Here is a 21111-nt window from a genome sequence, read left to right on the forward strand (position 1 = left end):
CACGCAATCGAACATGTCCACACCGCGGCGCACACCCTCAACCAGATCTTCCGGTTTGCCAACGCCCATAAGGTAACGAGGTTTGTCAGCCGGCATCATGCCCGGCAGATAATCCAGCACCTTAATCATCTCGTGCTTCGGCTCACCCACCGACAGACCGCCAATGGCCAGGCCATCGAAGCCGATCTTGTCGAGGCCTTCCAGCGAGCGCATGCGCAGATCCTGGTGCATGCCGCCCTGGACGATACCGAACAGCGCCGCGGTGTTGTCGCCATGCGCGTTTTTCGAGCGCTGGGCCCAACGCAGCGACAGCTCCATGGATACGCGAGCGACGTCTTCGTCAGCCGGGTACGGCGTGCATTCGTCGAAGATCATCACGATGTCGGAACCAAGATCGCGCTGCACTTGCATCGATTCTTCCGGGCCCATGAATACTTTCGAGCCGTCGACCGGAGAGGCGAAGGTCACGCCCTCCTCCTTGATCTTGCGCATCGCGCCGAGGCTGAACACCTGGAAACCACCGGAGTCGGTGAGGATCGGGCCTTTCCACTGCATGAAATCGTGCAGGTCGCCGTGCTCCTTGATCACTTCGGTGCCCGGACGCAGCCACAGGTGGAAGGTGTTGCCCAGAATGATTTCCGCGCCAGTGGCGACGATGTCACGCGGCAACATGCCCTTGACCGTGCCATAGGTGCCCACCGGCATGAAGGCCGGGGTCTCGACGGTGCCACGCGGGAAGGTCAGACGACCACGACGAGCCTTGCCATCGGTGGCAAGCAGTTCAAAGGACATGCGACATTCGCGACTCATTCTGTTTCCTCTGGGCCTGTTTGTTCAGGGGCAGTCGGGGCGGGATTACGGGTGATGAACATCGCATCACCGTAGCTGAAAAAGCGGTAGCCGTTGTCGACGGCAGCCTTGTAGGCCGCCATGGTTTCGGGATAACCGGCGAACGCCGAAACCAGCATCAACAGCGTGGATTCGGGCAAATGGAAGTTGGTGACCAGGGCGTCGACCACATGGAACGGCCGGCCCGGGTAGATAAAGATGTCCGTGTCACCACTGAACGGCTTGAGCACGCCATCGCGCGCGGCGCTTTCCAGCGAACGCACGCTGGTGGTGCCCACGGCAATCACCCGCCCGCCACGCTCACGGCACGCGGCAACGGCGTCGACCACATCCTGGCCGACTTCCAGCCACTCGCTGTGCATGTGGTGATCTTCGATCTTGTCGACGCGCACCGGCTGGAACGTCCCCGCACCGACGTGCAGCGTGACGAACGCGGTCTCGACGCCCTTGGCGGCAATCGCCTCCATCAGCGGCTGATCGAAATGCAACCCCGCCGTCGGCGCCGCCACCGCACCCAGGCGCTGGGCGTACACGGTCTGATAGCGCTCGCGATCCGAACCTTCGTCCGGGCGGTCTATATAAGGAGGCAACGGCATGTGCCCGACGCGATCGAGCAGCGGCAGCACTTCTTCAGAGAAGCCCAGCTCGAACAGTGCATCGTGACGCGCAAGCATTTCGGCTTCGCCGCCGCCGTCGATGAGGATCTTCGAACCCGGCTTCGGCGACTTGCTGGAACGCACATGGGCCAGCACGCGATGCGTATCGAGCACGCGCTCGATGAGTATTTCCAGCTTGCCGCCCGAGGCTTTCTGCCCGAACAACCGCGCCGGAATCACCCGGGTATTGTTGAATACCATCAAATCGCCCGGGCGCAAATGCTCAAGCAAATCAGTGAATTGACGGTGTGCAAGGGCGCCGCTCGGCCCATCAAGGGTCAGCAGGCGACTACCGCGACGCTCGGCCAAAGGGTGGCGGGCGATCAGCGAATCAGGAAGCTCGAAGGTAAAGTCAGCAACGCGCATGATGGGGTTCGTCTAGCAGGGCCGGAAAGTCTAGCGGAATTATCAAAAATTGACCATGAAACGTGATTGACCAACGGTAATCACCTCTCTATACTTCGCCGCCATTGAGCCCTGATGGCGGAATTGGTAGACGCGGCGGATTCAAAATCCGTTTTCGAAAGGAGTGGGAGTTCGAGTCTCCCTCGGGGCACCACATAGCAGTATCTGAGAGTCTCTACCAGCCTCTCAGACCCAAAGAAACCGGCCACTTGGCCGGTTTTTTTGTGCCTGCTTGACTACCCCTGTCTCCCCTTATCCGTTGTATCCCTGTATCCCTGCTTGTATCCTGAGAAAAATAACTAACTTTGGGATACAAGGATGAAGCGCGCAGACATCAAGCGCCGCCCTCTTGCTGACACGACACTTGCGGGATTGGAGCCGGAATCAAAGGAATACCGGGAGCTGGACGGAAACGGCCTCTACTTCAGGGTTAAACCTGATGGTGGTAAATCCTGGCAGCTCCGCTACAAACGTCCGGCGGGCAATTGGGCTTGGATGGGGCTAGGGGGTTACCCGGAAGTGAGTGGTGCGTTGGCGCGGGACAAAGCTGCCGAATTACGCAAGGTAGTTAGCAGCGGGGCCGATCCTCTCGAACAGAAACGCTCTGCCAAAGCTGCCATTGACGCTGCCAGGACTAGGACCTTCAGAGCTGCTGCGGAAGCTTGGCTTAAGGCCAAAGAAGAAAAGGGCCTCGCTCCCTCCACTCTTAACAAAATCCGCACTTACCTCGATAAGGACATCCTCCCGGCATTGGGAAATAAGCCCCTCGACGAAATCACCCGTACCGACTGCGCAGACCTCCAGGCATCCCTCGAAGCGCGAAACGCACACAACGTGGCGGAAAAGTGTCGCACCTGGATCAATCAGATCTTCGGCCGAGCCATCGGCTTAGGGCTCACCGAAAACGATCCGGGTAGTCGCCTCCGTGACATTGCAGCCCAAGCCCCCAAGACTCAGCAGCATCCACACCTGCTGGAACCTGAGCTGGCTGAATTCCTCCACGCACTCAAAAACACACCAAGCAGACTGACAGCCCGCACCGCCGCTTGGCTTTGTGTCTGGACAGCATCGCGCCCTGGCATGGTCCGCTTGGCTGAGTGGAAAGAGTTCGACCTTGAGAAAGCTATTTGGACGACACCTGCTGCCAAGATGAAGATGCGTCGGGATTTTGTATGCCCCCTTCCCCATCAAGCTGTTACCGCTCTGAAGGATCTGCACTGCTTAACAGGACGGAGTCGCTGGCTTTTCCCCGGCGTAGGAGCCAAGAACCCAACTATTAGTGAAAACACAATCAACAAAGTCTTTGCAACCATCGGCTACAAGGGTCGCCTTGTTGGACACGGTACTCGGCACACCGCAAGCACGTTGCTTCGAGAACATGGCTGGCCGAAGGAGCATGTTGAAGCGCAGCTGGCTCACAAAGAGGAAGGCATCTCAGGGGTATACAACAAGGCCCAATACCTTGAGCAACGCGTAACGATGATGCAGTGGTATGCCGATCATCTTGATGGACTCGCAGCTGGCAATGTAGTGCAAGCCCAGTTTGGAAAGGCCGTATGAGATCACTTACCCAGACTATCTCTAAAACCGGTGTAACGGGTGTTACTCGTGTAACAACCCAACCCAACCTATTGAAAATATTAGACTTTCTTAAAGTTACACCGGATCCTAGCTCGACAAACTCCGCGTGTAACGCTGCTGACGTGTGTAACCGTCATCGAACCACATGCCCCCTGCTGGCAGCTGTTTTGCCAGATACACCTCGCTGGGGCAGTACGCACGGTACGGGGCGAGGGGTATCTTAATGAACAGGAATCTTGGCACCGAAGCTTTAGAGCTTGAGATTGCCGGGGTAGACGTTGGCTGTCTGCTTTGGGATCTTGATGAGGTCGAACTCGCTGTCCGTGAGTTGGCGCTATACAGCCAATTCTCCGAGCACTTCCGTGATGCGTTTACCTGCATCCACAATGCAACATCTTTCTGGCTCAAGGACGGCCAATACGCTGACTGTGCTGAATCAGCGACGAAGACAATGTTTCGACTTCGCGACCCTATTGAAGAGCATTTCTACTTTTCCGAACCGACCTCACTGCCCAGAGTCATTCGCCGCTTCCTTGGCAATGATCATCCCGCAAGCGACACGCAACTCGTAGCGACTTATGCGCTTATTCAAGCTCTGCAGGCGGTTGAAGTCCTTGCGAACTGGCTATTCGACCTAGAACGCTCCCTCTACGATCTGGATCTAGATCTGGTGGAGCAGATCAGACAGACCGACCCCAAACAATACCTCCTCCTCATTCAGAGAGAACGAAAGCGAAAGAGCGACTTCGAAATCGAGGCACGAGAGGAGTTTGCTGATTTCAATGGCGAGGCCTCCAAGACTTTGATGCTTGCTTCACTTTATCAACAAGCGGACTGGGCGGACATTTCGCGCAATGACTTTAGCGCATCAGGTTTTCTGCGAAGAGCACTGGAAAAGGCTTTTGCCGCAAAAGCGTCGGAAAAGGGCAAAGCGGCCGGAAAGGCTAACGCCAAGCCAGGCACAATCAAACAAGAGAACACCAAGAAGCTTTTTGAGGACATAAGCAAAGCGGCAAAAAGCCAAATCTCTTCCAACCCCAACATAACGGAAACTGAATTAGTAAAAGCGCTAGTCGACTTGGGCAAGGCATCAGCCCCAACCGTTAGAAAATACCTGAGAAAAGGTAAATTTCTCCCTAGATAAAATTTCGCTGTACCGACGAAAAGCAAACCATGTTTGCTTTTTTTTCGTCTTTTAGTCTGCGCCTGTCTCTCACCTTACAGGCACGACTATGTCTAACTCCCGCGCGTCAACAATCAACCAAATTCCTTATCGCGACCCCGCGACAACCTTGATCAGAATATCCGAAGTCATGGCTATCGTTGGCCTGGCACGCCCAACTATTTACAAGCTAATGCAGTGCCCAAAGAGCGGCTTTCCACGCCCGGTAAAACTGAGCACAAGCACCGCACGCGGAGCGCCAGTGGCGTGGGTTCTTTCCGAAATCCAAGCATGGGCACGCAGCCGCATTGAGGCGCGTGATCAGGTGGCCGCATGAATCGCAAAATCGCAGAGAAAGCTTTGATGCATCCGTTTTCAGTGCTGCGTCAAATCGGGTTTTCACCTCGCCTTATGCAGCGCCTCGAGCGCTATCGCAGCAAGCAGGACAAATTAGGTCGCGTGGTCAGCGTGCTCAGCTGGGCCGACGGCACTTGGTGCGCCCTATCCCTCCATTGCGAAAAGACCGGGGCTGTTGTCGTCGACGAAGGCCAGCAGGTCGACGCTTACGAAGACGCCCGCTCCATGCTCAGCGGCGGCTTCCTGCCTCTTCTATCCCTGCGCTGGGAAGCCCTTGCCTGAAACGAAAACGCCTCCGGGGGCGATCCGGAGGCGTTGAGGTCAATCTACATGCCCGAACAATTTATGCCGCACATGAAAAAACCGCAAGCCATCAGCGCAGTTGCACTTTCGAAACACGGACGTTACTCTCTGGCCGTCGCTGCAAATTCAGCGACCGGGTTTGGCGACCCGAGCTCATACAGGCGCACAGGCGCCCCCATACCGATTGCAGGCGCTTTTTTTGTGCCCGCATTCCTGCTTTATGGCGGCTGTGCGTGGGAGACCTTCGGGTCTGCCGGGGTCCTGTATGCCCGGTTCGCCAACCCGCGCACAGCTGCCACCCTTACATCGTTTGGCGACGATCAGTGGCAGCTCCTCACATACAGGAGCTTCACCAATGCACGCCCTCAATCCGTCCAAAATTCGCGCCGCTGCACATCGTGCAATGGCTCTCGCCGCTTTACACGCCAACTCCAGCCTCGCAACACGTCTCTCCCGCTACAACGCTCACATGGCCAAAGCCCGCGCACTCGAAACCGCAGGCGGTGCCCAATGAACAACGCCCTGAGTTTCTCCCTGCCCGAAGACCTGCTGTGCGTGAATCCAAAAGCAGAAGCCGGTGTGCCCATCGACGCCATCACCTGCGCCATCGACCGTGCCGACTCGGTGCTGACGCTGCTTGAGGATCACTTCGAAAACGAATCCTCGCGCCTTGCCAATCACGTCATCGCCGCCGTCCTCTGGGACGTGCGCGGCACCCTTGGCCTGATCAAAACGCTGGCTATGCACGGTGACAACACTTCGGCGCCTACGGTACAGAAAGGTGGTGCGCTATGAACATCTCCACCACACCGGGCCACGCTACCTTTTCTCGCGTAAACGCCACCGACCTGAAGCTGTTTCGGGTGAATGCCGGAGTACCCGTCGAAGACGCGCTGGAGATGGTGTCGTTACTGCAGCATCACGCGAACCAGCTCAGTTTCGACGCGGCCATGAGCGACCACGGCGAGCGTTTCAGTTGGCCCGCCCTGTACCTGGGCGAGATGGCCAAAGCCCTGATCGACGACATCAACGATGCGCTGTTTCTGCCGAGGGCTGACACATGAGCCAACGACCGAACAACGCAAAACGCCCGAGCTTTGCCGACGTGAAAGCCGCCGCGCTGAAAGACATTGATCGTGTCTTGTCGCACTGGCTGCCCAACGGCAAGCGCGTAGACGGCGGCAAGGAATACACCGCTCCGAATCCGACTCGCAGCGACAAGCGTCCGGGTTCGCTCAAGGTCAATTTGAGCAAGGGCACCTGGGCCGACTTCGCCACCGGCGACAAAGGCGGAGACCTGATAGATCTAGTGCGCTATCTGGACGGCGGCACCGACGTCATAGCGTGCAACAAGCTGGCTGATTGGCTAAACGTTGCGCCCGGCGCCTCAAAGATCACGGTCGCCCCGACTAAGCCCAAGGCGCCGACATGGAACGCCATCCAGCCGATCCCCACCGAGGCCATGAACAAGTGCCCGGCCAAGCACCGTGATCACGGTGTGCCGTCCAAGGTGTGGATCTATCGTGATACACAGGGTCAGCCGCTCATGGCGCTGTATCGCTTCGACCTCGGCCCGGATGAGGACGGCAAGCCAAAGAAGGTCTTTGCACCGCTGACGTGGTGTCAGCGCTCCGATGGTCAAACCACGCAATGGCGCTGGCAGGGTCTGCCGGATCCGCGTCCGCTGCTGCGCCTTGATGAACTGGCGCAGCGCGCTGACGCACCGGTAGCTCTGTGCGAAGGCGAGAAAGCGGCTGATGCCGCCGCCGAACTGCTGCCTAACTACGTGGCCACCTGCTGGCCGAACGGCTCCAACTCCTGGCACAAAGCTGACCTGACGCCGCTCAAGGGACGCGACGTTTTGTTGTGGCCGGACAACGACGACAGCGGTAAAGCCTGCATGGCCACCGTTGCCGAAAAGCTGCGTGAAATCGGCGTCGCCTCGGTCCGGGTGATCGCGCTGGAGGTGTTCAAACGCAAGCCGACGCTGAAGAACGATCACGTCGCGTTCGCCAAAGGTGGTCAATGGAACGAGGGCGACGATGCGGCCGATGCACTCGAAAAAGGCTGGACCGCCGGCCACTTCACCACGCTGGAAAGCAGCAGTGAGCTGTTCGGTGTGATCCAAGAAAAGCCGATAGTTGCCCAGGTGGAACCCAAGCCGGAACCAGAGCCGGAAGCGAAACCCAAAGCAGCGGCCAAGCGACCGGCAAAATCAAAAAACGACCTGATGCCGGGAGGCTTTCGCCTGACGCCCGAAGGTGTGTTTTATGCCGGCGACGACGGGGAAGCGCGCCCGGTGTGTTCACCGCTGGCAATCCTTGCGCGAACCCGTGACGAGAAGGGCCACAACTGGGGCTTGCTGGTCGAGTTCGACGACCCCGACGGCACCAAAAAACGCTGGAACATCCCGGCGCGCACCATGACCGGCGACTTTGGCAAGGACGTGCTCGGCCCGTTGGTGGACATGGGTCTGCGTCTGGCCGGCAGTCGCTCGGGGCGCAACGCTCGCAACGATTTGCAGAGTTACCTGGGCGGCTTCGACAGTGCTCAACGTGCGCGACTGGTCACCCGTTTGGGCTGGCATGACAACGCCTTTCTGTTGCCCGAGCAGCAGGTCGGCATGCACGCGGAACACCTGCACTTCTATGAGGCTGGCGCGCAGCTGCCGCCGATCAGCGAAGCGGGTACTCTCGAACAATGGCAACAGCAGATCGGCGCGCTGTGCATCGGCAATCATCGTTTGGCATTTGTCGTCGGCGTGGCCTTCGCCGGTCCCCTGCTGCACATGCTCGGCCACGAATCCGGCGGCTTTCATCTGTACGGCGACAGCTCCGGCGGCAAGACCACGCACCTGCAGGTTGCCGCCTCGATCTACGGCGGGCCGCGTCTGGTGCGCTCGTGGCGCTCGACCGACAACGCTCTGGAATCGATCGCTGCCGCGCATTCCGACGGGCTTCTGGTGCTCGATGAAATCGGCATGTGTGATGCCCGCATCATCGGCGAGACTGTTTACATGCTCGGTAACGGCACCGGCAAGGCTCGCGCCAATGATCGAGGCCAAGCGGGCCGACAGGTGCAAGAGTGGCGCTTGCTGTTCCTATCCACCGGCGAGAAGACCTTGGCGCAGCACATGGCCGAAGCCAACAAGGAGCTGAAAGCCGGCATGGAGGTGCGCATGCTCGCCATTCCGGCCGATGCCAGCAAAGGCCTTGGCATGTTCGACACACTCAATGGTTTCGAAGACGCCGCCGCTCTTTCCGACGCGCTCAAGGCGCGCGTGGCGAACTACTACGGCACCCCGCTTACCGCGTTCCTGACCACGCTGTGCGAACCCGGCAAGCGCCACGGCTGGGCAGCGATCCTGCGGCGCACGCTGGAAGGCTTTATTGCCCAAGCGCTCCCCGCCTCTGCCAGTGGACAAGCACACCGTGCTGCGGCGCGCTTCGGCCTTGCAGCGGCCGCTGGTGAGCTTGCCACAGCTATGGGCATCACTGGATGGCCGGACGGCACGGCTACCACCGCCGCTCGGGTGTGCTTGAACGCGTGGCTCCACGAGCGCGGTGGCGCCGGTAACTTCGAGGGCGATGCGATCTTGGCGCGGCTGCGCCAGGTCATCGAGCGTTTTGGAGAAAGCCGCTTCACCCGCTGGGAATCGGCGGCAGCCAAGATCGACGAACACGGCCCGCGCACCATCGACCGTCTCGGCTTTCGCAAGACACTGGAGCACGGCATGGGCGACACCATGCACACCACTAACACCTACTACGTGCTGCCCGAGGCTTGGCGCTCCGAGATTTTCCGGGGCATGAACATCAACGCCGTGAACAAAGAGCTGTTGCAACGCGGCGTGCTGGAACCGAGCAGCGACGGCAAGGCGTCGAGTTTAGTGCGGTTACCCGGTCTCGGTCAGCAACGCTGCTACATCGTGAAGGCGATTCCGGGAACGGATGAGAGCGAGGCTCGGGCTGCCTGAGGGCATCTCAGCTCATAGAGGTAGCGCCGGCTTATTCCCGGCCTCGCCAGCCGCTCATTCAACCCAAACCCATTTTCAAGGAACAAGACAGATGAACGAATTCCAAACTTCCACCGAACAACACGAACTGCTGGCCAGTGATCCAGATGGCCATGAAATAGGGCTCTCATTGCCCGTAGCAGCCACCGGCGAAGTAATCGGCTTATGTGAAAAGAAGCGAGTGTTGATGGGCGAAATCGAAGAATGGACCAGCCACCGCGATAGCCTGCTGAGGGAGGCAGCGGAGCACTACGTGCAAATAGCTCCATTGGAAGCGCTCTTGGAAAACGAGGACGAACTCGATGCAGATCGACTGTATGAAATTCGAAAACAGTACAACACCCTCAAAATTCCTTACGACTCCTGCAAGACACGCGCTAGCTACGCAGACGCTCGAATTCGACGACGCGAGCAGCTGTTCAATCATGAAACCCTGATGGCGGGCTACGTCGAATCGATGACGAACTGGAAAGCCGACGAACAAGAGCTCGACGAGAAACGCGACAGCCTCAGTACCCGCTTGGCGCAGATCCAGCAGCAGGCAGAAGAGGACATAGCCAAGGCTCGGCAAGCCGAAACCGATGCAGCGACCGCTTATGCACAAGCCGTGGCCTGGGGCGACACCGAGGGCGAGAAAACCGCCAACGCCGACGCCCAGAAGGCTGCAAAGAATCTGGCGACTGCGAGCGAGCACCATCGCCGTCAGCTTCTGATCATTGCCGCGCTGGAGCAGGAACTCGTCATCGTGGATCAACACATCGACGAGGCGCGGAAAGAGCACAAAACCATCGAGCGAAGGGCGTTGCTCTTGGCGCGAACTGTTCTCGAGGAACAGTGGAACGAGAAAGCTCAAGAGTTGCTGGAGATGGGCGGCAAGCTCTGGTCTGCCATTGATCTGGTTGGAGGCGAGCAAATCAGGCTCAGGAAACTAATCATTCCTGAAGAAGGCGAAAACTTCCGGAACTGGACCAGTAGCGATTTGTGGGAACGCGCCTCCAAGTACTCGTTGGAAGACGTTCTCGCGTTGTAATGCGCTGAGCCACCGAAACAGCCTACGCAGGTAGGCTGTTTAACCTCCACAGGCTACAAAATGATCATTCAATTTGACCTTAGAAACACCCCCAACTGGAAAGACCTACTGAATGCACGAATAGTCTCCTTAAAGGAAATGCTGGAATTCGTGGACAAACCTCGCATAAAAACGAAAGTCGAGATTCTCACCGTGAAATTGATAAAAGCAGAGATCATTAGCATCCGAGAGTATCTTAAACTGTCAGAATAGCGCTGAACTTGTGAGCCGCACGAACATTCGAACTGTCATCAAACAAATGTAGGAATCAAACATGTCCAAACTTGCCGAATACCGCCAGCTCGAAAAGCACCTCGCCGAACAGCTTCAGGCTTTGGAAGCACTGAAGAGCGATGGCGCGCTGAAAAAAGAGATCGAGTTCGAAACCAAGCTGCGCGAGTTGCTCAACCAATACGGCTTCAGCCTCAAGCACATCATCAACCTGCTGGATCCGCAAAGCACGAAGCGCGCTTCAACACCAGCGGCGGCACCTGGCACGCGTAAGCCTCGCGCTCTGAAGGTCTACAAGAACCCGCACACCGGCGAAGTGGTCGAAACCAAAGGCGGCAATCACAAGACGCTGAAGGAGTGGAAAACCAAGCACGGTGCCGACGAAGTTGAAAGCTGGGTGAAGAAATAACGCAGCTTGAATAAAAGGCCTCTCAGAGGCCTTTTCTTTTGTTGATCACATCCTTCGCGCCTGCGACCTCACCATCTAAGAATCGCTACCATCAGCAAAAGGAGTCAACTTTGTGGACACAATGAGCAGACGTGAAATTGGCGACCTGTTGTCTCGGCGCCTCCCGCAATGCGCTATCACCTGCTCGATAAATGCCGACCATAGTTTGTCTGTCGAGGTGATCGGTCCCGACCAGCGACAATTCACCATCGCGAACATTGATCGCTCCAGCGCAGCTCTTCCCATCTGGGCTAATGCTAGGTGCCTTGCCCTACGCCCTCGACTGCTTTCCTGTAGTTCGCTGCAGCCTTCTCGATCATCACTCTGCGCTCCTCACGGGTGATGAAGCCTTCCGCGAAGTCTGACTCTGCCCTCCCAACCGCTAGAAACGAGCTGCTCCTGGCTGCCCTCCACGATTTTTTCTTAACGACCGCGTCTGCCCACTAGCCGCCGCTCACGGACGTCTGCTTTCGGCCCAAAAGCAGCCAGTCGCTTCGAGCAGAACCAACCATGAGTTTTATCAGGCGTAGCCTGTCGTACGACCACGTGCCTGCAAAACTTGCACGTTCAACAGATGCTTACACCCCTGAGTCTCTGTACGGGTAGGAAGGTTGGGTCTATTGTTTCTTTGCAAGCTGAAAATCTCGAAAGCTAATACCGTCAGATGATGTGAAAAATTAAGAGAGGGAATGAAATGAAAACTCGGCATCATCCGGTAGAAGAAAAAATAAGCCCTGAAAGCACCCAAGTGAATTCGACCGCCTTAGTAGTGCGTACTAATCCGTTGGGCGACACCACTGCTGAAAACGACGAAAAAATGTTGTCGAGCGCCTTCATTGAAACTCCAGACTTTCGGACTTTAGTGGAGTCTGATGATAGAACTGTCGTCGTTGGTAGGAGAGGTACTGGAAAAAGCGCGATGTTTATTAATTTAAAAAAACATTGGACCAAAGATAAAAAGGTAATCACACTAACTTTCTCTCCGGAAGATACCGAGATCATTGGATTTAGATCTTTATTAAAGCCGTTCTCGAACTCATTTATACTTTCCAGAGCTGCTACAAAGCTGCTTTGGCGCTATGCAATGCTGATGGAGGTTGCAACATATATATCTAGGCATTACAAGCATGCTGAACTTGTTGCCAAGGATGAGGTGCTTAGGGAGCATGTTGCAAGATGGAGTGATTCACAAGCTCCATTTCTAACCAAATGCAGAAGGATTGCAAAAGCTTTTTTATCAGTCGACTCACCCGAGGAGGCAATAGGAGACCTACCATTTAATTTAAATCTAAGTGCAGTAGAAGAACATGTATTAAAGATTTTGCAAAAAACCGACCGACACGTTGTAATATTGATGGATAGACTAGATGAAGGCTATGAGTCAGACGCAATAGGTATCGGAATCATTGCTGGACTAGCCTACGCCGCGGTAGAACTGAACCAAAAATCCAAACTAATCAGGCCTATAATATTTCTGCGCGACAACGTATTTAGAGCTTTAGCGAAGGAAGATCCAGACTATTCTAGAAATTTAGAAGGACAGGTAATACGATTGCACTGGGACTGGCCGCTTCTTTTGCAATTGGCAGCTACTAGAATGAAGCTGAGTTTTCACGTCGAAGTGGAAAAAGATCAACGGGTTTGGGATCGGTGTACAGCAGGTGAGTTACAGGGGCGGGAAGGTTTCAAACGATGTCTACAATTCACGCTATATCGCCCCAGGGATTTACTTTCACTACTTAATGAGTCTTTTTTCTGCTCATTTAGACACGGACGCGACACCGCTATAATCGACGATCTCGAATATGCTGCTAAATCAATCTCAGTGGCGAGACTCGAGGATTTGTGGAAAGAGTATCAAAAGATATTTCCTCCTATACAGTCAGTTACAAGCGCATTTAAAAATGCGGAGCCAGAGTTGTCCGTGATGGCAGCTTTGGCAAAAATTGAGGTGGCCACTGAGTCATTAGAGAATAGTGATGATCAAGCTTCATTAGTAGAGGCTCGCTTGCTAGGGGCGACGGGACTGCTGCAATCCTTATATAGTATCGGCTTTATTGGTTTGCACGATCAAAACCTTTCCTCATATTCTTTTTGCCATGATGGTCGAACGCCAGACAAGGGTTTCGAGAGCGCGGACAGAATTCTTGTTCACCCCTGTTATTGGCTTGGCTTAAACTTGAGCCGGAACGCGCTATCCCCAGAGGAAGCAGAAGAGATAAATGATGAATATGACATCAAAGTTGACTCGCTTAATCCTAAGATTAGAAATGCAAAGATCGGTCAACTTATTTCACATCTTGATAAAATCCCACCGGGGCGTGAAGGAGATCGTGATTTTGAATTATGGTGCCTAGAGGCATTGAAAATCATCTTCGCTGCTCATCTCTTAGGGTTGCAGCTACATCCAAATGGCGCCGCGGTTCAGCGGAGAGACATTGTAGGCACTAATCGTGGAAAATCGGATTTTTGGAACCGCGTACTACTTGACTACAAATCTAGGAACGTAGTTTTCGATGCAAAAAACTATCAAGAGCTTGGTCCGGAAGAGTACCGACAATTACAATCCTATCTAACCGGCTCGTATGGAAAGCTTGGATTTATCATTAACAGAGACGATAGTGAAAATCTTACTGCTGGAAGAGATCTAGATTGGACAAAGGAAATGCACACTTCTCATCAGTGTTTGATAATTAAACTTCCCGCCAAATTTATCAACAAGCTGCTTCAGAAATTAAGAAGCCCTGAAAAACACGATGCGGTTGATCGACAAATGTGGAATCTACTCACAACGTACGAGACCAATTATCTTGGCCTAAAGAGCACGAGAGCTCGTAAAAAACCCGCTAGTGTGAAGCGGGCGTGAGCACATATGAGAACTTTGAAAACTAAGTCCGTCGATTGACAGTCTAATTTGTGCTCTTGTCAAGAGCAGATCCCTAGGTACTATCTCGCTCCTAGATTTCGACTAGCTAAAAAATCTACAACTGATCTAAGCGCAGATTTTAGACTAGATGAATGATGCAAGACGGAGGAAAGAAGCGCCCTCATATCTTCAACATTATTGTACTTACCCTTTGCTCCTGGCTTGATTTGAATGACTTGTTGTCGAATATAACGCTGGAGTGATGTCTTCAGCATTTTTCCGGGAAATGCATTAATCAAAGCTCCAGAACACTCAAAGTGTCTAGCATAGTATGCCTCAGCTTCAGCGACGTCTCGGGCTGTAGGAGCAAGCTTGGTAATCAGAGCGTTAATTTGCTCACTACTCAACTCCCATGTATTGTTGCCACAAAGAAACTCATCACTCCATGACTGTTTTGAAGCACTATCAACTAAATGGACAGCATGACGTTGGTAGTAGAAAAGTACTTTAATGAGCGTTTCAATAGCGCGAGTGGTTTTTTCCGTAAATTCTGTCAAGTCAAAAGCTTCGATCGCATCCCGAAACTTACAGCTAATTGCAAACTTAACGGAGTGTGAAATTACCTCTTCGCATATGAAATAATTTTCGATTGAATAACGGTCGAGCGCTGCAACCCTACTATCAGTAACGGTGAAATCGTCAAAATCCTTATCGACGATAAACATAGCATTGGTGCTCTTATTGGAGGCAAGAAACTCGCGAATTGGTTTCTTTCCGCCAGAATAAATAACGTCGAAGTCTATTGCTTTGGCTTCCATCATTAAGCAGGATTCGTACAAAGGCACATCGTCGATCCCCTCTACAACAATGAAGGTTAGACTTTTCTGCATTTTAAGACGCCGCATATTTTCTTCGGCAGAGAAAGCCCTAATGGTGGTCATACCATGCACTCCTCTAGATCAATATCTTTCGCACCTCTCATGCGGATTGCCGGTGAGTGTGTTGCAATAATAACTTGAGACTTAGGAGAAAGCTTAGCGATGGAGGGCAATATCATCCGTTGCCAATCAAGGTGGAGCGACAGCTCGGGCTCATCCGCGACGAAGATTGCCCCCTCTTTACGGCTCAACGCAGCTCTCCCTAAGATACTAATAATGTGCTTTTCCCCTGAGGACAAATCGGAAAGTCTTATGTGCGAAGTCCGAGTCATAACGCTCAGCTCTCCATCCTCTGAGACATGAAACATTTTTTTTGGCTTTAGATATAGGTTGACTTCCTTTTCATACTCACTGAAAACTCTCGTCACCTCAAAGCGGGCGGCTTGCATTAACTCAACATCTTCAACAATAGATAAAAATCTGTCGTTAAAGTTGCTCATTGCAATAAGATTGTAATATGAGGAGTTAAATTTTGCAGCCGCCTCGTTATGCTTTTTTGTCCCTTTTTCAGATGTGCCAATAGAGCGCATTATTTTAAATGCATCTCGGACGTTGTCATTGAGCTGCTTCCAGATCGAAAAGTGCTCTTTGATCTTTACCTCAGGAACATTGATCTGGGCCTCGCTTAGCTTGCGAACATAAGCGGAAACGTCCACGTCTTCTAAAAAGTCAGAGTTCATGGCTTTATGGGCTCGTGATAGAGCTCTATTACTTAGCCTAACGAGGCTTTCATCTATCATGACTTTTTCGATTATTTTTGATCGTAAGTCATCTAATTTTTCGGTTATCTTCTTTCTCGCCGAGTTTGCTTCACTAACAAATTGCCGCTCTAATGAGTTCAGAACTTTTACACTAGGATCTAGTATTTCCGTTATTTGCGATTGAGAAATGTGCTTTTGACGAAGCATAGTCTGCAGGAATTCGTCTCCACTATCTCTTGACATATTGATTTCAGAGTCATGCATGCGCAATAACGGCACGTGCGTGAGATTTAATCTCTCTCGAATTTTGTCTCTCAATTCCTCAGGTGGGTTTTCATCTAGTCGCTCCGAAATTTTTGCTACTCCGCCTCGTATCTTCATTTCAAAAGCATAAGTTACAGCGCTCTCGAACTCATAATAAAGATTTACGACTCCTTGTAGTTTTCTTCTACGACTGAGATGCAGATATCTGAAGGCTCGGACCTGACCGGTCTTTGCTAGAAATACTGTTATGGAGCCAAAAGAAATTCGAGACAGTGGCTCCAAATCTACAGATAATGAATTCACGATCAAATTGATAATTGTGGTTTTACCAGTGCCATTAGGGCCAAATATACAATTGCACCCTTCAGAAAAGTCTATTCTATAGTTATTTCCCGATTCAAAAAGATCTGAAATAACCACTCGCCTTATATAATAATCCAAAGGTCACATCCTTGATTTTAGAAATCTTCAATGGCGGCAAAAAGCCATATGCTCTAGGCCATTTATATCCTACCGCAAGAGTTTCTGCACTATATCTCTCGATCATTCGCTTGTGGTTATGTCGATGGTGTGATGCCGTAGCAGCGTGCTGGCATGGGCGGCGAATAAAGGGAGCATGCCTCTTGGAAGGCTATTTTCGGACGGTCGATTCCAATATCGACGCTCCTGGGAGCAAAATTCACGCACATGCAATGAAATTCACATTGCAACGCTGGTCTTACAAATTCATGAGCCGTTGAATTGGCACAGGTGTAGGCCAACAGTTGAAAGCTGCGGGCCACGCGACCGTTACCCTAGGGTGAAAGGTCCGCTTTTTTTGATCCTACGTATCATCCGACAAGCGATCAGACCGTGGCTGCTGATAGCTGTTACAAAAGGCGGCTATTGCTCAATAGCAGACGCTTGCTCATGGCCGAACTCAACCGCTCACGTACGTCCGCTTCTGGCCGAAAGCTGACGGCCAGGGCTGACCGCTTATGGCCGAAAGCGGCCCGTTACGACTGCTGACTGATCGCTGGCAGAGCGGCCAAACTGATGATTACAGCCCGTTAATCGCATCAATTGGGCGGACTGGGAGTGGGGAATTACCTGGTCTCCTGCGCATGGACATTACCTCCTCCGCCCCTCTTTCGAGCATCGGAGCGTTACACCAGATGGCAGAGTTACACGCCTAAATGTTTGTGTACGCAGCCGATGTAACATCATAAATAATCAGTAAATACAGTTACTTAACAACCATCGTTACACCAGTTACACGAGTTACACCGCATTTTTGAGGGGGTACATACCCCCACACCCCGTAAGCATCAATCCCACCAGCGAACATCAGGTGTATCTCCCGCAGTGTGCCGGGGCCCCTGAGGTTTTCTTCGAGACACGGGGTCGGAAACCCGCGGAACCTTGTTAGCGGGAGAACTCCCAGCTTAGTGAACAGGTGAACTCGGTGAACTGCCTATTCACCTGTGCATTTGCCCTATGTGTTCACCGATCAGAGATCACCGTTACCGTTCCGGTAACGATGCCCCTTTTTCTTCAAGATCCTTTCAATTTCAACGATTGAATTTCAGTAAGCTGGAGCACGCTCCGCTACCAAAGTCCCGCGGGTTTCCGACCCCGTGCGCGAGGAAAATACCCAGGGGCCCCCTCCCTTTTTAGGCTAGGTTTTGGCAGCATCGGCTACCAGTCACTCCCCCCACGGAACTCAATGAATTAGGAGATAGTATGGAGCAGGTTGAATCAACAGGAACACTTAATGTAATTGAGATCAACACGGGAGCTGACACCAAAAAAATCGAGATCAAACCAGGCTGTCCGGTTTTTATTCTAGGTCGAAACGGGACTGGAAAATCCGCTTTAGTGGGGATGCTCTCTACAAAACTAGGTAAAAATCTAGTGTTTATGCCAGGTTCCCGGCCCGGGCACTTTGAGCATGAAGGTCTCAGTTTGACACATGCGGCAAGAAGAGACCTCGCAGTCAACTTTCCACATTGGGATGCAAATCCAGACACTCGTTGGAAAGTCATATCAGGAACAGCTAGAAATGAAAAAGCTATACATGACCTGCAAAATGCTGAATTGCAGTACAAGGTCGATGCCGCGAACGAAATCAAAGCGGAAGGTGCCCAGTCAAGTGCTATTGCCCGACTCCAGTCAAATAACGCCCCTTTAGATCGCATCAATGCCCTGCTATCCCAGTCAAATCTGCAGGTTCGGGTTTTGATTTCTGAAGGTGAACTAAAAGCCCAGCGAGGTGATGCTGTTTACAGTTTTGCTCGGATGTCTGATGGGGAGCGGGCCGCGCTTATTTTCGCAGCTGAGGTGGTGGCAGCTCCTGATGGAGCCATTTTTCTAATTGATGAGCCGGAACTCCACCTTCACCCTGCAATCGTCGTTCCGCTCCTAAAAGCGCTCATTGCTGAACGCCCTGAATGCGGTTTCGTCATTTGCACGCATGAGCTAGGGCTTCCGAGCACTTCCGTTGAGTCGAAAATCATCCTCGTTCGAGGTTGTGAGTGGTCCGGCAACGTAGTTGAATCGTGGCAAGTGGACGTTTTGGATGCCCCTGAGGAAATACCAGAATGGTTACGCGTCGATCTAATCGGTTCGCGCCAGAAAATCTTGTTCATAGAAGGAACAATAAACAGCCTAGATCATCCGCTCTATTCACTGCTATTCCCTAAGGTCTCTGTGAGATCGCGTGAAAGCTGCCGAGAGGTTATGAGGGCGGTAGAAGGTTTGCGAGCAGTGGAAAAAATGCATCGGGCGCAAGCCTTCGGTCTCATCGATCACGATGGGATGGATGAAAAACAGGTACTCGACTTCGAGTCCCATGGCATATATCCGTTACCGATTTTCGCAGTTGAAAGCCTCTACTATTCCGCTGATGTATTAGCAGGACTGGCCGCCCAGCAAGCCAGAACGTTCGGTCTACCAGTGGAACAGTTACAGCATGAAGCAAAAATGGCAGCGCTACAGGCAGTGACTGCCAAAGGAATTCCTGAACATTTGGCGAGCCGCATATCTGAGCGGCACATTCGAGACCAGCTCCTGCTTGCTTTGCCTGATAGAAAAATGATGGTTGAGGGAACGCAAAAGCATATCGAGTTCAAACTTGAGTCACCATATCCTGGTGAGCTAGAGCGCATCAAACAGATGGTCAGCGCTGAGGACATTGACGCAATCGTATGTCGATATCCTGTTAGAGAATCAGGGATGCTAAACGGTATTGCGAAGGCGCTACATTTCAATGGTCGAACCGACTACGAGCGGGCGGCTCTGATCCTTGTTGGAATCAATGATGAGCTTCAGCAGTCGCTGAGGCTAAAGCTGGGGAAATTGTCTGAAATGCTCGTATAGTTCGTGATTGCGAATTCAGCGGGCGACATCCTGTATCCCTACTTGTATCCCCAAACGTATAATCACGCTGCAAGCCACGTTTTATATGGAACCCGACGGTCTCCCTCGGGCACCAAAATTAAGAAAGGTCTTGCTTAGCAAGGCCTTTTTTTTCGTCTACTGGAAAGTGGCCGCTGTTGCGGGAGCTGCAGAAGGCTGCGATCTTTTGATCTTCCTCTGTTCCACCGACAGGACACCTCAAAGGATTCACCACATGGAAACGTCACTGGAAACCGTCGCCCTGTTCTCCCTCAAACTCGCTTACGAGGAGGAAGGCCTGAGCCCGATTCTGCGGGACGATATGGTCATGGGTGATTACCAGAAAGACGTGTTCGAATTGCTGGTGCGCCGCGGGGATGTCGAGACCATTCAGTTCAAGATGAACGAGTGTCTGGGATTGGCAATGGACGCCTTGGGCGGTGTCGAGAAACCGCTGGGGCGTGAGCTGCACAAGCTGTCAGCAGATTTCCGGCAGGCGCAGTCGCTGGAGCAGCTTGATCAACCGCTCCTAGCGCTCAAGGGATATTTGAAGGACATTCTGTAATCAGATGCGTAATCTGTAGAAACAGCCCTTCGGATTACTGCCGCACTTTTACTACTCGAATGTCGACGGGAAACCCACCTGGCCCTTCCAGCTTCTTCCATCCCACGTATTGAAAAATCGCGTCCTGATCGATGGTCTCGCCCCTCTCCACCATCTCTCCGCCAAGCACCGCGACCTCTTTATAGACGGCGCAGTTGCCCTCATCGGGATGGGCGGTGTAGATCACATAGGGTTTGACGTATCTCACGGCGCGGAAATGTCGGCCGCAGCCCCAATCGACCGTGATCATCAACGTCTTCAGATACGCTTCGCCATCCGTTTCCGAATCCTCGGCGAGTTCCTTGAGCTTGCCAAGTCCGCCAACGTCGCTAAAGCCTAGATCGAGGGCGCGCTTGTATTCCGGGGACTTCTCGTGCTCGGCCCGAGCCTTGAAGTATTGCTGTTGAAGCTCCGCGACCAGGACCTCCTCTTCCTTGTTCCGGATCACGAACGCTTGAGCAATGACGTTTTCGCAACGGGCATATTCGGGAGAGGTGAGGCGTTCCTGGGAGAGGTGATCGCGATGGACATGAACAGTGCGATTCAAGCTGTCGACGCGGTTCATCGCTTGCCTGGTAGCCATGACCCCGTTTTGAACGTTGTTCACCACCTGCTGAAAACGCCCACAATCGGCGAGGTACTCCTTCCAGGCGACTTCCGGGGTTTCATCCCAGTCGGCAAGCGCCGGGGTCGTTACGATGGCGAGAAGGAACGCTCCGAGCAGGCGCGGTGTAAAAGAAACATTCGGCATGTGTAGTCCGTTACGTGTTTGAAGAAAGTGGCGCGAAGCTACTATTTTGATATCTTGCCGTCCACTTTCGCTGGAGGCCTGTCACCGCCTCTGTTATCGCGCACTGGGGAATAAACCAATGGATGCTTTGTTGTGCTTGCTAGTGATGGCCGGAACCTGGTTTTGGGTAGTGAAACAACGGGGTGAGTGGAGTTTGCTGCTGGGCAACCTTGCTGGTGCCGGTAGTAGCGTGGTAACCGGCATTGTGTTCACGCTGATTTACGACGCGGTCATTGGTACATCGATGGCGGCACCCAACTTGAATCGCAGTCTGGTGGTGTTCACCACAAGCGCGGGCGTTCTGGCGGGGGTATGGTTGTGGATTGCCAATCGCCATCAACCCGAACACCCGGTTGCACGTCAATTGCTGGGCGCGGTGTGTGGCTTTGCCGCCGGCATGGTGGCACTGCTGGTGCTTGCTGTGAATTTTTTCCCCAACACATGATCGAGCGGCGTCACTGTTTTGTTATCTTGGCGCCCTTCGTCAGCGCTCACTT

The 21111-nt window shown here is 53.1% G+C and carries 18 protein-coding genes and 1 tRNA gene; 14 read left to right on the plus strand and 5 right to left on the minus strand.

Features of this window, described 5'->3' with window-relative positions; genetic code table 11:
• A partial coding sequence (gene tgt, locus ACIOUG_RS21115) for a tRNA guanosine(34) transglycosylase Tgt (protein ID WP_401068436.1) occupies positions 1-792 on the minus strand: 792 nt, incomplete at its 3' end.
• A 14-nt stretch (positions 793-806) separates the two neighbouring features.
• Positions 807-1871, minus strand: coding sequence for a tRNA preQ1(34) S-adenosylmethionine ribosyltransferase-isomerase QueA (gene queA / locus ACIOUG_RS21120; RefSeq protein ID WP_401068393.1), 1065 nt, complete (start codon positions 1869-1871; stop codon positions 807-809).
• A gap of 108 nt (positions 1872-1979) precedes the next feature.
• Between queA and ACIOUG_RS21125 the strand changes: the two genes are divergently transcribed.
• From ACIOUG_RS21125 to ACIOUG_RS21175, 11 genes are all read left to right on the plus strand, one after another.
• Positions 1980-2064 (plus strand) — tRNA-Leu (locus ACIOUG_RS21125).
• A gap of 164 nt (positions 2065-2228) precedes the next feature.
• The gene (locus tag ACIOUG_RS21130; RefSeq protein WP_264365733.1) at positions 2229-3470 is read left to right on the plus strand and encodes a tyrosine-type recombinase/integrase; all 1242 of its coding nucleotides are present in this window, start codon (positions 2229-2231) and stop codon (positions 3468-3470) included.
• A 244-nt stretch (positions 3471-3714) separates the two neighbouring features.
• On the plus strand, positions 3715-4635 hold the full coding sequence (locus tag ACIOUG_RS21135; RefSeq protein WP_401068395.1) for a hypothetical protein: 921 nt from the start codon (positions 3715-3717) through the stop codon (positions 4633-4635).
• A gap of 88 nt (positions 4636-4723) precedes the next feature.
• Entirely contained in the window at positions 4724-4990 is a 267-nt protein-coding gene (locus ACIOUG_RS21140) for an AlpA family transcriptional regulator (RefSeq protein WP_085655305.1), read from the plus strand.
• A complete protein-coding gene (locus ACIOUG_RS21145; RefSeq protein ID WP_264365736.1) occupies positions 4987-5292 on the plus strand; it encodes a hypothetical protein in 306 nt (101 codons plus the stop codon). Before ACIOUG_RS21140 ends, ACIOUG_RS21145 begins: the two co-directional genes overlap by 4 nt.
• Before the next feature lie 531 nt (positions 5293-5823).
• Positions 5824-6108 carry a hypothetical protein gene (locus ACIOUG_RS21150; protein ID WP_401068397.1) on the plus strand — a complete coding sequence of 95 codons (285 nt, stop codon included), beginning with the start codon at positions 5824-5826 and terminating at the stop codon, positions 6106-6108.
• On the plus strand, positions 6105-6377 hold the full coding sequence (locus tag ACIOUG_RS21155) for a DUF3077 domain-containing protein (RefSeq protein WP_095125914.1): 273 nt from the start codon (positions 6105-6107) through the stop codon (positions 6375-6377). The genes ACIOUG_RS21150 and ACIOUG_RS21155 overlap by 4 nt, the downstream gene beginning before the upstream one ends.
• Positions 6374-9289, plus strand: coding sequence for a DUF927 domain-containing protein (locus ACIOUG_RS21160; protein WP_401068399.1), 2916 nt, complete (start codon positions 6374-6376; stop codon positions 9287-9289). The genes ACIOUG_RS21155 and ACIOUG_RS21160 overlap by 4 nt, the downstream gene beginning before the upstream one ends.
• Positions 9290-9515: 226 nt before the next feature.
• Complete coding sequence (locus ACIOUG_RS21165; protein ID WP_401068438.1) at positions 9516-10358, plus strand: chromosome segregation protein SMC; 843 nt, start codon at positions 9516-9518, stop codon at positions 10356-10358.
• Positions 10359-10671: 313 nt separating this feature from the next.
• The gene (locus ACIOUG_RS21170; protein ID WP_401068401.1) at positions 10672-11037 is read left to right on the plus strand and encodes a histone-like nucleoid-structuring protein, MvaT/MvaU family; all 366 of its coding nucleotides are present in this window, start codon (positions 10672-10674) and stop codon (positions 11035-11037) included.
• A 733-nt stretch (positions 11038-11770) separates the two neighbouring features.
• Positions 11771-13942, plus strand: a complete 2172-nt coding sequence (locus tag ACIOUG_RS21175) for a P-loop ATPase, Sll1717 family (protein WP_401068403.1) — start codon at positions 11771-11773, stop codon at positions 13940-13942.
• Between the two features lie 80 nt (positions 13943-14022).
• On the opposite strand, the gene ACIOUG_RS21180 is transcribed toward ACIOUG_RS21175, so the two are convergent.
• Together ACIOUG_RS21180 and ACIOUG_RS21185 are read right to left on the minus strand one after the other, a co-directional pair.
• The gene (locus tag ACIOUG_RS21180) at positions 14023-14883 is read right to left on the minus strand and encodes a DUF4435 domain-containing protein (RefSeq protein WP_401068405.1); all 861 of its coding nucleotides are present in this window, start codon (positions 14881-14883) and stop codon (positions 14023-14025) included.
• Positions 14880-16286, minus strand: coding sequence for an AAA family ATPase (locus ACIOUG_RS21185; protein ID WP_401068407.1), 1407 nt, complete (start codon positions 16284-16286; stop codon positions 14880-14882). Before ACIOUG_RS21185 ends, ACIOUG_RS21180 begins: the two co-directional genes overlap by 4 nt.
• Before the next feature lie 1281 nt (positions 16287-17567).
• On the opposite strand from ACIOUG_RS21185, the gene ACIOUG_RS21190 reads away from it, so the two are divergent.
• Both ACIOUG_RS21190 and ACIOUG_RS21195 read left to right on the plus strand, forming a co-directional pair.
• Positions 17568-19202, plus strand: a complete 1635-nt coding sequence (locus ACIOUG_RS21190; RefSeq protein WP_401068409.1) for an AAA family ATPase — start codon at positions 17568-17570, stop codon at positions 19200-19202.
• 253 nt (positions 19203-19455) lie between these two features.
• Positions 19456-19785: a hypothetical protein gene (locus tag ACIOUG_RS21195; RefSeq protein ID WP_103369541.1), complete on the plus strand. Its 330-nt coding sequence runs from the start codon at positions 19456-19458 to the stop codon at positions 19783-19785.
• Between the two features lie 34 nt (positions 19786-19819).
• Here the strand turns inward: ACIOUG_RS21195 and ACIOUG_RS21200 are convergent, their stop codons facing one another.
• The gene (locus tag ACIOUG_RS21200; RefSeq protein WP_401068411.1) at positions 19820-20575 is read right to left on the minus strand and encodes a hypothetical protein; all 756 of its coding nucleotides are present in this window, start codon (positions 20573-20575) and stop codon (positions 19820-19822) included.
• A 118-nt stretch (positions 20576-20693) separates the two neighbouring features.
• Between ACIOUG_RS21200 and ACIOUG_RS21205 the strand changes: the two genes are divergently transcribed.
• Positions 20694-21059, plus strand: a complete 366-nt coding sequence (locus ACIOUG_RS21205) for a hypothetical protein (protein WP_123589100.1) — start codon at positions 20694-20696, stop codon at positions 21057-21059.
• Positions 21060-21111: the final 52 nt, after the last annotated feature.

The sequence above is a fragment of the Pseudomonas sp. NPDC087803 genome (assembly GCF_044742995.1).
Taxonomy (GTDB): domain Bacteria; phylum Pseudomonadota; class Gammaproteobacteria; order Pseudomonadales; family Pseudomonadaceae; genus Aquipseudomonas.